This is a genomic window from Promicromonospora panici (assembly GCF_900608595.1).
Classification (GTDB): Bacteria; Actinomycetota; Actinomycetes; order Actinomycetales; family Cellulomonadaceae; genus Promicromonospora; species Promicromonospora panici.
Genome location: NZ_UWYY01000006.1, coordinates 19,259 through 32,315, shown reverse-complemented (window position 1 = coordinate 32,315; position 13,057 = coordinate 19,259). Strand labels below are relative to the sequence as shown.

Below are 13,057 nucleotides of genomic sequence, written 5' to 3'. Positions count from 1 at the left end.
GCCTCCAGCCTAACGGCCCTGGACCATAGGCTTGCCGCGTGCACACCGTGATCGACCCTGCCCTGCTCGACCCGTCCGGCCCGGGCGCTGACCTCGTCGACCTGACCCGGACCATCTGCGACATCCCGTCGGTCAGCGGCGACGAGGAGGCGCTGGCCGACGCGATCGAGACTCTCCTGCGCGGCTGCCCGCACCTGGACGTGGTGCGCGACGGCGACGCCCTGGTCGCCCGCACGAACCTGGGGCGGGACCGGCGGGTGGTCGTGGCCGGCCACATCGACACGGTGCCGATCGCGGACAACCTGCCGACCCGGCTGGTCGGCACGGGCGACGACGCGGTGCTCTGGGGCCGCGGCACCGTGGACATGCTGGGCGGGGTCGCGGTCGCCCTCGCGCTGGCCGCGGAGCTCGGCGCGCCGGGCAGCGCACCCGCGCACGACCTGACGTGGATCTTCTACGACCACGAGGAGGTCGACTCCGCCCTGAACGGCCTGGGCCGCCTCGCGCGCAACCACCCCGGGCTGCTGCGCGGCGACTTCGCGATCCTGGGCGAGCCGTCGAACGCCGGGATCGAGGGCGGCTGCAACGGGACCATGCGCGTCGAGGTGCGCACCCGCGGCGTCGCGGCACACTCGGCCCGCGCGTGGACCGGCGAGAACGCGATCCACGCGGCCGCCCCGGTGCTGGGCCGGCTCGCGGCGTACGAGCCGCGCGAGGTGGCGGTCGACGGCCTGGTCTATCGCGAGGGCCTCAACGCCGTGCGGATCGAGGGCGGTATCGCCGGCAACGTGATCCCGGACGCGTGCACCGTCGAGGTGAACTACCGGTTCGCGCCGTCGCGCTCCGTCGAGGAGGCCGAGGCGCACCTGCGGGACGTCTTCGCGGGCTTCGACGTGGTCGTCACCGACGCCGCGGGCGGCGCCCGCCCGGGTCTCGACGACCCGCTGGCCGCCCAGTTCGTGAAGTCGGTACTGGCCACGACCGGGGGCGTGCCGGCCCCCAAGTACGGGTGGACCGACGTCGCCCGGTTCGCCGAGCTGGGCGTCCCGGCGGTCAACTTCGGCCCGGGCGACCCGCTGCTCGCGCACAAGGACGACGAGCACCTTCCGGTCGCACAGCTCGCGCAGTGCCGGGACGCCCTGCGAGCATGGCTGCTCGGCGGATAGTTTGGTGGGATGAGCGACGACGGCATTCCACAGTCCGGCCGCGGTTACCGCCGCGGCCCGGTACTGCTCCGCGGGAACCAGATCCCGCAGACCACCACGGACCAGCGCCTCCTGGCTCCCGACCAGGAAGCCGACTGGCTGCACAGCGACCCGTGGCGCGTGATGCGCATCCAGAGCGAGTTCGTCGAGGGTTTCGGTGCGCTCGCGGAGCTGGGGCCGGCGGTCTCGGTGTTCGGTTCGGCGCGGACCAAGCCGGGCCACCCCGACTACCTCGCGGGCGAGACCGTGGGCCGGCTCCTGGTGGAGTCCGGGTACTCCGTCATCACCGGTGGCGGCCCCGGGGTCATGGAGGCCGCGAACAAGGGTGCCGCAGAGGCAGGTGGCACTTCTGTGGGACTCGGAATCGAGCTGCCCTTCGAACAGGGTGTCAACGAGTACGTGAATCTGGGCATCAACTTCCGGTACTTCTTCGCGCGAAAGACGATGTTCCTGAAGTACGCACAGGGATTCATCGTGATGCCCGGAGGATTCGGCACGTTCGACGAGCTCTTCGAGGCGGTCACCCTCGTTCAGACGCACAAGGTGACACAGTTCCCGATCGTCCTGGTCGGCAAGAAGTACTGGGGTGGCCTCCTGGAGTGGGTCCGGTCGACCGCGCTGGAGCACGGCACGATCAGTGACGTGGACCTCGACATCGTCCACCTCACCGACGACCCGGCCGACGCGGTGCGGCATGTCATCGAGCGTGCTCACCAGATCGCCGCGGAGCAGGCGGCGCTGCAGGCGGCGGTGGCCGCGGAGCGCGCCACCGAGGAGGCGGCGGTCCAGGGGCCGGGGCTGCCGAGCACCCTGGGCGGCGCGTAGGTGGACGATCCGGACGTCGTCCGCACCGTCGTTCCCGAGGCGTCCGCGCCGCTGGTGCTGCGTGGGCGCGAGGTGGGGCGCGACGGACGCGCGGTGCGCCCCGTCGTGATGGCGGTGCTGAACCGCACCACCGACTCGTTCTACGCCCCGGCCCGGGTGCCCGACGACGCGGCAGCGCTGGCCGCCGCCGAGCGCGCGTACGCGGACGGCGCCGATATCCTCGACGTCGGCGGCGTGCGGGCCGGCAACGGCTCGCCGGTCGACGAGGCCGAGGAGATCCGGCGCGTCGTCCCGTTCGTCGCGGCGGTCCGCCGGGCCGTGCCGGACCTCCTGGTCTCGGTGGATACCTGGCGCGCGGGCGTGGCTCGCGCGGCGATCGACGTCGGCGCGGACCTGATCAACGACACCTGGGCCGGGCACGATCCGGCACTGGTGGAGGTGGCGGGCGCGGCCGGCGTCGGCGTCGTCTGCTCCCACACCGGAGGCGCCATCCCGCGCACCGACCCGTACCGCGTGGAGTACCCCGACCTGTCAGACCTCCAGGTCACCGGGGTGACCCAGGCATCTGACACGTCGAGGGACGGGCGCGACGGGCTGGTGGACGACGTTCTGGCGACGCTTCGGGCCGCCGCCGAGCGTGCCGTGGCGTCCGGCGTGCCGCGCGAGTCCGTGCTCGTCGACCCGACCCACGACTTCGGCAAGAACACCTGGCACTCCCTGCACCTGCTGCGCCGCACCGGCGCGCTGGCCGGGCTGGGCTTTCCGCTGCTGATGGCGTTGTCGCGCAAGGACTTCGTGGGGGAGACCCTCGACCTCCCGCCCGAGGACCGGCTGGAGGGCACGCTGGCCGCGACTGCGGTGGCGGCATGGCTGGGCGCCCGGGTGTTCCGCGCCCATGACGTGACGGCCACCCGACGCGTCCTGGACCTCGTGGCGGCAGTCCGCGACGAGGCTCCGCCGGCCGCCGCGCTACGCGGTATCGCCTGACCCGGCGAACTGACCCGGCGAACTGATCCGACGAACTGATCCGACGGACTGATCCGACGGACGCCGGGGAATTGGTGCGTGGAAAGTAAGGGGCGCCAATTGAACTAGAATGGGTCCGTGCCCTCGGCGTTCGCCGGGAACATGAATGCTGCTACACACCGGACAACGGAATGGGAGAGCCACACATGGCTGCGATGAAGCCGCGAACGGGTGACGGACCGCTCGAGGTCACCAAGGAGGGGCGCGGCATCGTCATGCGTGTGCCGCTCGAGGGCGGCGGTCGGCTCGTCGTCGAGCTGAACGCGACCGAGGCAAGCGAGCTCGGCGACGCTCTCCAGACCGTCGTCGCCTGAGCCGAATCTCAGGCGACAGTCAGACCGCCTGAACGTCTCCCGGCCGTCCGCCGCGCGAACCGGCCACCCGGCGGGTCACCGGCGGACGGCCAGCAGCAGCCCGTCCCCGCTCGGCAGCATGGCAGGCAGCACCCGCTCGTCGTTACGCAGCGTCCGGCCCACCTCGCGCACCACCGTGGTGAGCTCGTCACGGCGGGCAGGGTCCGCCACCCGGTCCCGCAGCAGCGCGCCGTCGACCGCGAGCACGCCGCCCGGCCGCAGCAGCCGGAGGGCCTCGTTGACGTACTCGGGATACCCGAGCGGGTCGCTCGCCACGAGCACCAGATCGTACGCGCCGTCCGCCAGCCGGGGCAGCACGTCCCCGGGCCGCCCAGGGATGATCCGGGTGCGCTGGGGCGCCACGCCGTCCTCGGCGAAGGCCGTACGCGCGGCCCGCTGGTGCTCCACCTCCCGGTCGATGGTGGTGAGCTGGCCGTCGTAGGGCATGCCCCGCAGCAGCCAGAGCGCCGCCACCCCCGCTCCCGTGCCGACCTCCACCACCGCGTGCGCGTTGGTGGCGGCGGCCAGTACCCGCAGCACCGCGCCGACGCCGGGCAGCACGGCCGGGCAGCCCAGCTCGGAGGCACGTTCCCGGGCGCGCAGCAGTACCTCGTCCTCGGGGACGAAGGCCTCGCTGTATACCCAGGCCGCGACCTTGCCGTGGCCCGACGGCTCCGCTGTGCTGATGGGTTCCTCCGGAAGGAGCTGTGTAGATGTGAGCATCCCGTGCGGCGTCAGGGTACAGCCCGTGGGAACGACTGGGCTTCCATCGACGTTGAGAGGACGATGAGCACTGTGAGCACTCGTGCAGCAGCGGACGCAAGCGCGTCGGTACCCTCCGGGGCCGGCGCGGCCGACATGCCGTGGCAGCCGCCTACCTGGGAAGAGATCGTGCGCGAGCACTCGGCGCGCGTCTATCGCCTTGCCTACCGGCTGACCGGCAACAAGCAGGACGCCGAAGATCTCACGCAGGAGACCTTCATCCGGGTGTTCCGCTCGCTGTCCAGCTATACGCCGGGCACGTTTGAGGGCTGGCTGCATCGCATCACGACCAACCTGTTCCTCGACGGCGCGCGCCGTAAGAAGCGCATCCGGATGGAGGCGATGGGTGACGACGACGGTCACGTCGCCGACACGGGCGACTTCGGCCGCCCCGAGCGCGGCTTCGAGCACGCCAACCTGGACGAGGACGTGCAGAAGGCGCTCGACGCGCTGCGCCCCGAGTACCGCGCCGCCGTCGTGCTGTGCGACATCGAGGGCCTCAGCTACGAGGAGATCGCCGTGACCCTGGGCGTCAAGCTGGGCACCGTGCGCTCCCGGATCCACCGGGCCCGCGCGCAGCTCCGCGACGCCCTGGAGCACCTGGCGCCGACCCGCGGGGGCCTGCGATGAGCGGTCACCTCGGCGACCTGATCAGCGCCCTGGCGGACGGTCAGCTCTCGCCGGCGGAGACCGAGCGTGCCCTCTCCCACGTGACGATGTGCCGCCTGTGCGCCCGTGAGCTGGACACTGCCCGCGCGGCCCGGCGCGCCCTCTCGTCCGCCGCCGACGTGGTGCCGGACCCGGCGCTCACCGCGCGCCTCATGGCGCTCCAGGCGAGCATCCCGCCCACCTCCGACGATCCCCTTCGCCGCCCGTTCCTCGGCCCCGACCCGCTGTCCGCGCGGGTCTGGCAGACGGCGGCGTTCGACGGCGGGGACGGGTTCGACGGACGCCTCGACCGGCCGGCGCGCCGACGTCGTGCCGCGCGGATCACGGCCCTCGGGGTGGGCGGCGCGGGCGTCCTGGGGCTCGCCCTCTTCACGCTCGGGGACGTCCCCGTGGTGTCCCCGCAGCTCTCCGCGCAGACCAGCATGACCATGCTGGGCCGCACCGGCCCGGACACGACGGCGGCCGGGCAGGACGTGCTCGCGACGCTCGACGCGCCCCCCGGCCAGCTCACGCCAGCCGCGCTCGACTGGGCGACGGACAACGGCTGGGCAGCGCCGACCGAGCTGCCCGACGGGTACACCGTCTCGGCCATGCGCCTCGTGGGTGATCAGGGCCAGACGCTGGAGATCGACCTGGTCGGCCCGTCGGGTCACGCGGTGGTCCGCGAACGCCCGGGGCAGCTCGCCCAGGACGGCGCGACCGCCGTCGGGGGAGTGCAGGTGCTCGCCTCCGAGCCGGCCCATGTGGCGTGGCAGTCGGACGACATGGTGGTCGACGTCGTGGCGGACGCACCGGAGGAGGTGTTGAGCGAGCTCGTGGCATCGTTTGGTGAGCATGGCTACGATGCCGGGGTCCTGCCCCGCATTGCCCGCGGGTGGCATACCGTGACAGGAGCCATCGAAAGCCCATGACCGACGAGAACCCGTTCGCGCCGCCTACACCGCGTGCAGCAGTGCCCACACCGACCGAACCGAAGCCGGATCCCGCCGCCGAGCAGGAGCACGAGCGGGTCACGGAGCAGCTTCCCGCGCAGCCGGTCGAGCGGCCTACCGCGCAGCTCCCGGCGTCGAGCTACCTGACCACCGTGGCCGCTCCGTCCGCGGACGGCGCGTCCACAGCCGAGGCGGAGGCGGCGGGCACCCACCCGTCGCACTCGTCGTCGCAAGCCGCCCCGCACGCGAGCGACCCGCACCCCACGACCCATGCCGGACGGCCCCGGCGCGGCAGGCTCGGCGCCCGCGCCGTGTCCGCCGTCGTGCTGCTGGGTCTGCTCGCCGGTGCTGGTGGCGGTGTCGCCGCCTTCGCCCTGCTGGACGCCCAGGAGTCGGCCCGACCGGCGGACGCCGCGCTGCCGGAGCCGCCGGCGGGGGCCACCCAGGTGGAGCGCCCGGAGGGTTCGGTGGCCGCCATCGCGGCGGCCGCGCTGCCGAGCGTCGTCTCGATCGAGGTGCGTGCCGAGCAGGGCGTGGCCACCGGATCCGGGATGATCCTCAAGGCCAACGGCTACATCCTGACGAACAACCACGTGGTCGCGGAGGCGGCGTCGGGGGCCGACGTCACCGTGACGTTCTCCGACGGCCACGAGCAGCCCGCCGAGCTGGTGGGTGCGACGCCGGACTACGACCTCGCGGTGATCCGGGTCGAGGAGTCGGGCCTGGAACCGCTGGTGCTGGGCGACTCCGACGAGGTGGTGGTCGGCGACTCCGTGCTCGCTGTCGGGTCCCCGCTCGGGCTGGAGGCCACCGTCACCACGGGGATCGTCAGCGCGCTGCACCGTCCCGTGAAGGCGGGCGAGGCGGCCGAGGCCGCGTTCATCGACGCCATCCAGACCGACGCCGCGATCAACCCCGGCAACTCGGGCGGGCCGCTCGTGAACTCGGCGGGCGAGGTGATCGGCATCAACTCCGCCATCGCGCAGGGGCCGGGCACGACGGCGGCCACCGGGAACATCGGGCTCGGCTTCGCCATCCCGTCCAACCAGGCCCGGCACACCGCCGAACAGCTCATCGAGACGGGCACCGCCACGTTCCCGATCATCGGCGTGCTGCTCGACCCCAGCTACCAGGGCGAGGGCGTGCAGGTCTCCGAGGAGGCGCAGCAGGGCACACCGGCAGTCACGCCCGGCGGACCCGCCGACCAGGCGGGGGTCGAGCCCGGCGACGTCATCCTCTCGATCGACGGCCGGCCCGTGTCGGTGGCCGACGAGCTCATCGTCGCCATCCGCGCCAAGGCGCCGGGCGACCCGGTGACGCTGCAGGTGCGTTCCGGCGGCGACGAGCGCGAGGTTCGAGTGGTCCTCGAAGAGCGGTCGAGCGGCCAATGAACGGGGTTCATCCGGTGTTCTCCGGCGAGTCCTGCGACGCGAGTAGGCTCTGACCGTGTTCGGCATCAATGGCTGGGAGCTCGTGATCATTCTGGTGGTCGCGATGCTCGTGATCGGCCCGGAGCGACTGCCCGTCTACGCGGAGCAGCTCGGCTCCCTCGTGCGGCGTGGCCGCGACCTGCTCCAGAACGCGAAGGCGCGGGTGGACGACGAGCTGGGCCCGGAGTTCAGCGACGTCGACTGGTCCAAGCTCGACCCGCGGCAGTACGACCCGCGCAAGATCGTGCGGGACGCGCTGCTGGACGACGGCCCGCCGTCCGCCTATGCCGCGACCGCCGCAGCCCAGGCCGCAGAACGGAACGGAACCCCGGCGCCGCGCGCCGGAGCAGTAGCGGAACCCGGGAAGGCGCCGTACGACGACGAAGCGACCTGACGATTCGGTGAGCGCGCATGGACCTGCCAGAATGTTCGCCATGTCGTCCGAAACCCCGACCGCGGTGAGCGCCGGAACTTCTGCCCACCGCCCCACCCGGAAGCGCATCTTCTCCGGGATGCAGCCGACCGACGGCTCGCTCCACCTGGGCAACTACATCGGTGCCCTGTCCCAGTGGGTCGCGCTGCAGGACTCCTACGACGCGCTCTACTGCGTGGTGGACCTGCACGCGCTCACCGTGGCCCCCGACCCGGCGCTGCTGCGCGACCGCACCCGCCGCACCGCGGCGCAGTACCTGGCCGGGGGCGTCGACCCCGAGCGGTCGATCCTGTTCGTGCAGTCCCACGTGGCCGCGCACGCTGAGCTGGCGTGGCTCCTGAGCTGCCAGACCGGGTTCGGCGAGGCCGGGCGGATGACCCAGTTCAAGGACAAGTCGGCGAAGCAGGGCAGCGAGGGCACCACCGTCGGGCTCTTCACCTACCCCGTGCTGATGGCGGCCGACATCATGCTGTACGACGCCGCCCTCGTCCCCGTGGGCGAGGACCAGCGCCAGCACCTGGAGCTCACCCGCGACCTCGCGGAGCGGCTGAATACCCGGTTCGGCGAGGGCACCGCCGTCGTGCCGGACGCGCACATCGTCAAGGGCGTGGCGAAGATCCAGGACCTGCAGGACCCGAGCGCCAAGATGAGCAAGTCCAGCGCCGGCGGCAAGGGCGTCGTCTGGCTGCTGGAGGACCCGAAGAAGGCGGTCAAGGCCATCAAGTCGGCGGTGACCGACGCCGACGAGACCTACGGCGTGCGCTTCGACCCGGTCGAGAAGCCCGGCATCTCGAACCTGCTGACGATCTTCTCGGCCGTGACCGACCGGGGCATCGACGAGATCGCCAAGGAGTACGACGGCCGCGGCTACGGCTACCTCAAGGTCGACCTGGCCGACGCCGTCGTCGCGTTCCTCGAGCCGTTCCAGGCCCGGGCCAACATGTACCTCGCGGACCCCGCCGAGCTGGACCGGGTGCTGGCCGACGGCGCCGACCGGGCCCGCTCCATCGCCCGGCCCGTGCTGAGGCGGATGTACGAGCGGTTCGGACTGCTTCCGTCCCGAGGCGAACGGTGAACCTTCCCGAGCGGGGACCGGGGCAGACCCGTATCGGGATCGCCATCGAGATCCCGGAGCCCTACGCCGCGGAGCTCAGCGCGGCGCGGGTGGCCGCGGACGACCCGCTCGCGCACTTCATCCCGCCGCACATCACGCTGCTGGGACCCACGCTGCTCGACGTCGAGCAGCTCGCCGAGGCGCGGGCGCACCTGGCCGACGTCGCCGCGGGGGCGGCGCCCTTCACGGTGAAGCTGCGCGGCACCGCCACCTTCCGGCCGATCTCGCCGGTGGTGTTCGTGGCGCTCGCGCAGGGCATCTCCGAGTGCGAGCGGCTCGAGGCGACGGTGCGGACGGGGATCCTCGACGGGCAGCTGCGGTTCAACTACCACCCCCACGTGACCATCGCTCACGAGGTGCCTGACGCCGCCCTCGACAAGGCGTTCGAGGCGATGGCCGACTACTCCGCCGAGTTCGACGTCGACCGCTTCTACCAGTACGAGCACGGCGACGACGGCATCTGGCGCCCTCAGGCGGCCTTCCCCCTGGGCTGACGTCTTTGGTTGTGAGCGTGACCGTTGCGCCTAAAGCGGGCACGTAGTCGCCAAGATCGCGCCCACAACGAAGCGGGTGCATAGGCTCGACGCGATGAAGCGGCTGATCGAGCTCGGGAAAAAGGTCTGGGCGTGGTGGGAGTCCACGCGCGCCGGCCGTGCGGTGTCCCGGTTCGACGCATCGAACGGCGCGGTGCTGAGCGGCGGCATGGCGTACGCGGCACTCTTCTCGCTGTTCGCCGCCCTCGCCATCGGGTACACGGTGTTCGTGCGGGTGCTCGGCGACACCGAGCTGCGGGACGCGCTCCTCGCCCAGGTGGACACGTGGGTGCCCGGACTGGTGGACACCGGTGACGGGGGCATCCTGTCGCCGTCGGACCTGGTGCTCTCCCCGGGCCTGAACTGGACGTCATTCGTGGCGGCGCTGGTGCTGCTCTGGTCCGCCACGGGGTTCATGGGCGCGCTGCGCACGTCGGTGCGGGCTATGTTCGGCGAGCCGGCGAGCGTCGGCAACCCGGTGACCGACCGCCTGCGCCAGCTCCTGGGCTTCGTGCTGCTCGGGGTCGGCGTGCTGGTCACCGCGGCCGCGAGCGTGGCGGTGTCGGCAGCGGTGCCGTGGGCGCTTGAGCTCGTGGGCCTGGGTGAGGGTGCGGTCTGGGCGGTGCGCGGGGTCGGCCTGCTCCTGACCGTGCTGCTCGACGCCGCCGTCGTCGCCGCTGTGATCCGATACGTCGGCGGGGTGCGCCCACCGGGCCGCGACCTGTTGCTCGGCTCACTCGCAGTGGGCGTCGTCGCCGGTGCGCTCCGCTACCTGGGCACCGAGGTCATCTCGGGAGCGGCTACTCGCAACGCCCTCCTGGCCTCCTTCGCGGTGGTCGTCACGATCCTGATCCTGGTCAACCTCCTGGCCCGAGTCCTCCTCCTGGCAAGCGCGTGGATCGCGGAGCCGGGGTCGCGCACGTAGGTCTTCCCTACGTGGTTCAGGCCGTCCAACCAGTCCGCGATCGTTCCGGTTCGACCACTCGTTGCTCGGCGAGACGGAACTCGCCAGGCCGGTCCCTGACTTCGGTCGGTTGCACAGCGGCTGATGTGACTTCGGTCGGTTGCTATGAGATCGGTCAATCAAACGACCGATCTCAGAGCAACCGACCGAAGTCAGCCGCCCGCCTCGGCGGGAGCAAGCGAAGAGGTCAGAACGCGCGAGTGATCATCGCGCGCTTGACCTCCTGGATCGCCTTCGTGACCTCGATGCCGCGCGGGCACGCCTCGGTGCAGTTGAAGGTCGTGCGGCACCGCCACACGCCCTCCTTGTCGTTGAGGATCTCCAGCCGCTGCGAGCCACCCTCGTCGCGGCTGTCGAAGATGAACCGGTGCGCGTTCACGATCGCGGCCGGGCCGAAGTACTGGCCGTCCGTCCAGAACACCGGGCAGGACGACGTGCACGCGGCGCACAGGATGCACTTGGTGGTGTCGTCGAACCGGGCGCGGTCCTCGGGGGACTGGTAGCGCTCCTTGGAGGGCTCGTTCCCCGTGGTGATAAGGAACGGCATGATCTCGCGGTAGGAGGCGAAGAACGGCTCCATGTCGACGACGAGGTCCTTCACGACCGGCAGGCCCTTGATGGGCTCGACCGTGATCGGCTTGTCGGGGTTGACGTCCTTGAGCAGAGTCTTGCAGGCCAGCCGGTTGCGGCCGTTGATCCGCATCGCGTCGGAGCCGCAGACCCCGTGCGCACAGGACCGGCGGAACGTGAGCGAGCCGTCCATGTCCCACTTGATCTTGTGCAGGGCGTCGAGCACGCGGTCGGTGCCGTGGGCCTCGACCGTGAAGTCCTCCCACGTCGGCTCGTCGGACACCTCGGGGTTGAACCGCCGGATCCGCATCGTGACCGTGAACGAGGGGATCTCGCCCGCGGGTGACGGTGCGGCGGCTTCGAGAGTGGCAGTCATCAGTACTTTCGCTCCATCGGCTCGTACCGGGTCTGGATGACGGGCTTCGAGCCCAGGACGACCTTGTAGCCGTCGAACTCCTCGACGTGGTCGAAGTAGCCCTCGATGTGGCCCTCGGCCTGGTCCGACGCCTCGGGTGGACGACGGTAGGCCATCGTGTGCAGCATGTAGTGCGCGTCGTCGCGGTTGGGGTAGTCCTCGCGGTAGTGACCGCCGCGCGACTCCTTGCGGTTGATGGCCGCGACCACGGTGACCTCGGCGATGTCGAGCAGGAAGCCCAGCTCGATGGCCTCGAGGAGGTCGGTGTTGAACAGCTTGCCCTTGTCCTGCACCGACGCGTTGCGGTACCGCTTCTGCAGCTCGCGGATGTCGGACAGGGCCTCGTTCAGCGAGTCGCCGGTGCGGAACACCTGGGCGTTGAGGTCCATGGTGTCCTGGAGCGCCTTGCGGATGTCCGCCACGCGCTCGCCCTCGGGCCGGTTGCGCATCTCGTCGAGCTGCGCGACCACGCGGACCGTCGGGTCGTCCGGCAGCTCGTGGAACGACGCCGTCTTGGCGTACTCGGCGGCCGCGCGGCCGGAGCGCTTGCCGAACACGTTGATGTCGAGCAGCGAGTTGGTGCCGAGCCGGTTGGAGCCGTGCACGGACACGCACGCGACCTCGCCGGCGGCGTAGAGGCCCTTGACGACGTTGACGCCGTCGCGGAGCACCTCGCCCTTGACGTTGGTCGGCACGCCGCCCATGGCGTAGTGCGCCGTCGGGTAGACGGGCACGGGCTCGGTGTAGGGCTCGATGCCGAGGTAGGTCCGCGCGAACTCGGTGATGTCCGGGAGCTTCGCGTCGATGTGCGCGGGCTCCAGGTGCGTCAGGTCGAGCAGCACGTAGTCCTTGTTCGGGCCGGCGCCCCGGCCCTCGCGCACCTCGTTCGCCATCGACCGGGCCACGATGTCGCGCGGCGCCAGGTCCTTGATGGTGGGGGCGTAGCGCTCCATGAAGCGCTCGCCCTCCGAGTTGCGCAGGATGCCGCCCTCGCCGCGGGCGGCCTCCGACAGGAGGATGCCCAGGCCCGCGAGGCCCGTCGGATGGAACTGGAAGAACTCCATGTCCTCCAGCGGCAGGCCGCGGCGGTACGCCAGGGCCATGCCGTCACCCGTGAGGGTGTGTGCGTTCGAGGTGGTCTTGAAGATCTTCCCGGCGCCGCCGGTCGCGAAGATGATCGCCTTGGCCTGGAACACGTGGATCTCGCCGGTCGCGAGGTCGTACGCGACGACGCCGGTCGCGTTGACCTCCTCGCCCGCCGCGATCTCCTCGGTGGTGAGGTCGTGGTCCGTGATCAGATCCAGCACGTAGAACTCGTTGAAGAACTCCACGTCCTGCTTGACGCAGTTCTGGTAGAGCGTCTGGAGGATCATGTGGCCGGTGCGGTCGGCCGCGTAGCACGCGCGGCGGACGGCGGACTGGCCGTGGTCGCGGGTGTGGCCGCCGAACCGGCGCTGGTCGATCTTGCCCTCGGGGGTGCGGTTGAACGGGAGGCCCATCCGCTCCAGGTCGAGGACGGATTCGATCGCCTCCCTGGCGAGAATCTCGGCCGCGTCCTGGTCGACGAGGTAGTCGCCGCCCTTGACGGTGTCGAACGTGTGCCATTCCCAGTTGTCGTCCTCGACGTTCGCGAGGGCTGCCGCCATGCCGCCCTGGGCGGCACCGGTGTGGGAGCGGGTGGGGTACAGCTTGGAGATCACCGCGGTGCGGGCCTCCTTCGACGACTCGAGGGCGGCGCGCATGCCTGCGCCGCCGGCGCCGACGATGACGACGTCGTACTGATGGGTCTGCATCGGGCTCGATGCCTCCTGCTGAAGAGTTTCGGA

The 13,057-nt window shown here is 71.3% G+C and carries 14 protein-coding genes; 11 read left to right on the top strand and 3 right to left on the bottom strand.

Translation table 11 applies throughout. The features are described from left to right. The first annotated feature begins 38 nt into the window (after positions 1-38). The 4 genes from dapE (at position 39) to EW117_RS08035 (ending at position 3,370) form a co-directional block, all read left to right on the top strand. Positions 39-1,166 (top strand): succinyl-diaminopimelate desuccinylase, encoded by a 1,128-nt coding sequence (gene dapE, locus EW117_RS08050; protein WP_129785495.1) that lies wholly within the window; start codon positions 39-41, stop codon positions 1,164-1,166. Between the two features lie 9 nt (positions 1,167-1,175). Beyond that, positions 1,176-2,030 (top strand): LOG family protein, encoded by an 855-nt coding sequence (locus EW117_RS08045; protein WP_129785493.1) that lies wholly within the window; start codon positions 1,176-1,178, stop codon positions 2,028-2,030. Beyond that, on the top strand, positions 2,031-3,017 hold the full coding sequence (folP, locus tag EW117_RS08040; RefSeq protein WP_129785491.1) for a dihydropteroate synthase: 987 nt from the start codon (positions 2,031-2,033) through the stop codon (positions 3,015-3,017). A gap of 185 nt (positions 3,018-3,202) precedes the next feature. Then, on the top strand, positions 3,203-3,370 hold the full coding sequence (locus EW117_RS08035) for a DUF3117 domain-containing protein (RefSeq protein WP_119138860.1): 168 nt from the start codon (positions 3,203-3,205) through the stop codon (positions 3,368-3,370). A 75-nt stretch (positions 3,371-3,445) separates the two neighbouring features. Here the strand turns inward: EW117_RS08035 and EW117_RS08030 are convergent, their stop codons facing one another. Next, a complete protein-coding gene (locus EW117_RS08030) occupies positions 3,446-4,132 on the bottom strand; it encodes an O-methyltransferase (RefSeq protein ID WP_207211804.1) in 687 nt (228 codons plus the stop codon). A 135-nt stretch (positions 4,133-4,267) separates the two neighbouring features. Between EW117_RS08030 and sigE the strand changes: the two genes are divergently transcribed. The 7 genes from sigE (at position 4,268) to EW117_RS07995 (ending at position 10,207) form a co-directional block, all read left to right on the top strand. After that, positions 4,268-4,801, top strand: a complete 534-nt coding sequence (gene sigE, locus EW117_RS08025) for an RNA polymerase sigma factor SigE (RefSeq protein ID WP_242504181.1) — start codon at positions 4,268-4,270, stop codon at positions 4,799-4,801. Continuing rightward, positions 4,798-5,751 (top strand): zf-HC2 domain-containing protein, encoded by a 954-nt coding sequence (locus tag EW117_RS08020; RefSeq protein WP_129785487.1) that lies wholly within the window; start codon positions 4,798-4,800, stop codon positions 5,749-5,751. The genes sigE and EW117_RS08020 overlap by 4 nt, the downstream gene beginning before the upstream one ends. Continuing rightward, positions 5,748-7,163: a trypsin-like peptidase domain-containing protein gene (locus tag EW117_RS08015; RefSeq protein WP_129785485.1), complete on the top strand. Its 1,416-nt coding sequence runs from the start codon at positions 5,748-5,750 to the stop codon at positions 7,161-7,163. The genes EW117_RS08020 and EW117_RS08015 overlap by 4 nt, the downstream gene beginning before the upstream one ends. A 55-nt stretch (positions 7,164-7,218) precedes the next feature. Next, complete coding sequence (locus EW117_RS08010; RefSeq protein WP_129785483.1) at positions 7,219-7,596, top strand: twin-arginine translocase TatA/TatE family subunit; 378 nt, start codon at positions 7,219-7,221, stop codon at positions 7,594-7,596. 40 nt (positions 7,597-7,636) lie between these two features. After that, the gene (gene trpS, locus EW117_RS08005) at positions 7,637-8,710 is read left to right on the top strand and encodes a tryptophan--tRNA ligase (RefSeq protein ID WP_129785481.1); all 1,074 of its coding nucleotides are present in this window, start codon (positions 7,637-7,639) and stop codon (positions 8,708-8,710) included. Further along, on the top strand, positions 8,707-9,243 hold the full coding sequence (locus EW117_RS08000) for a 2'-5' RNA ligase family protein (RefSeq protein ID WP_129785479.1): 537 nt from the start codon (positions 8,707-8,709) through the stop codon (positions 9,241-9,243). The genes trpS and EW117_RS08000 overlap by 4 nt, the downstream gene beginning before the upstream one ends. A 94-nt stretch (positions 9,244-9,337) precedes the next feature. After that, complete coding sequence (locus EW117_RS07995) at positions 9,338-10,207, top strand: YihY/virulence factor BrkB family protein (protein WP_129785477.1); 870 nt, start codon at positions 9,338-9,340, stop codon at positions 10,205-10,207. 226 nt (positions 10,208-10,433) lie between these two features. Here the strand turns inward: EW117_RS07995 and EW117_RS07990 are convergent, their stop codons facing one another. Beyond that, the gene (locus EW117_RS07990; RefSeq protein WP_129785475.1) at positions 10,434-11,192 is read right to left on the bottom strand and encodes a succinate dehydrogenase iron-sulfur subunit; all 759 of its coding nucleotides are present in this window, start codon (positions 11,190-11,192) and stop codon (positions 10,434-10,436) included. Next, a complete protein-coding gene (gene sdhA / locus EW117_RS07985) occupies positions 11,192-13,024 on the bottom strand; it encodes a succinate dehydrogenase flavoprotein subunit (protein ID WP_129785473.1) in 1,833 nt (610 codons plus the stop codon). The genes EW117_RS07990 and sdhA overlap by 1 nt, the downstream gene beginning before the upstream one ends. Between the last annotated feature and the right edge of the window lie 33 nt (positions 13,025-13,057).

What these genes read in the sequence shown, in the direction of transcription:
- EW117_RS08045 (WP_129785493.1), top strand. Translation starts at nt 1,176, where the DNA reads ATGAGCGACGACGGCATTCCACAGTCCGGCCGCGGTTACCGCCGCGGC.
- EW117_RS08035 (WP_119138860.1), top strand. Translation starts at nt 3,203, where the DNA reads ATGGCTGCGATGAAGCCGCGAACGGGTGACGGACCGCTCGAGGTCACC.
- EW117_RS08030 (WP_207211804.1), bottom strand. Translation starts at nt 4,132, where the DNA reads ATGCTCACATCTACACAGCTCCTTCCGGAGGAACCCATCAGCACAGCG.
- sigE (WP_242504181.1), top strand. Translation starts at nt 4,268, where the DNA reads ATGCCGTGGCAGCCGCCTACCTGGGAAGAGATCGTGCGCGAGCACTCG.
- EW117_RS08020 (WP_129785487.1), top strand. Translation starts at nt 4,798, where the DNA reads ATGAGCGGTCACCTCGGCGACCTGATCAGCGCCCTGGCGGACGGTCAG.
- EW117_RS08015 (WP_129785485.1), top strand. Translation starts at nt 5,748, where the DNA reads ATGACCGACGAGAACCCGTTCGCGCCGCCTACACCGCGTGCAGCAGTG.
- trpS (WP_129785481.1), top strand. Translation starts at nt 7,637, where the DNA reads ATGTCGTCCGAAACCCCGACCGCGGTGAGCGCCGGAACTTCTGCCCAC.
- EW117_RS07995 (WP_129785477.1), top strand. Translation starts at nt 9,338, where the DNA reads ATGAAGCGGCTGATCGAGCTCGGGAAAAAGGTCTGGGCGTGGTGGGAG.
- EW117_RS07990 (WP_129785475.1), bottom strand. Translation starts at nt 11,192, where the DNA reads ATGACTGCCACTCTCGAAGCCGCCGCACCGTCACCCGCGGGCGAGATC.
- sdhA (WP_129785473.1), bottom strand. Translation starts at nt 13,024, where the DNA reads ATGCAGACCCATCAGTACGACGTCGTCATCGTCGGCGCCGGCGGCGCA.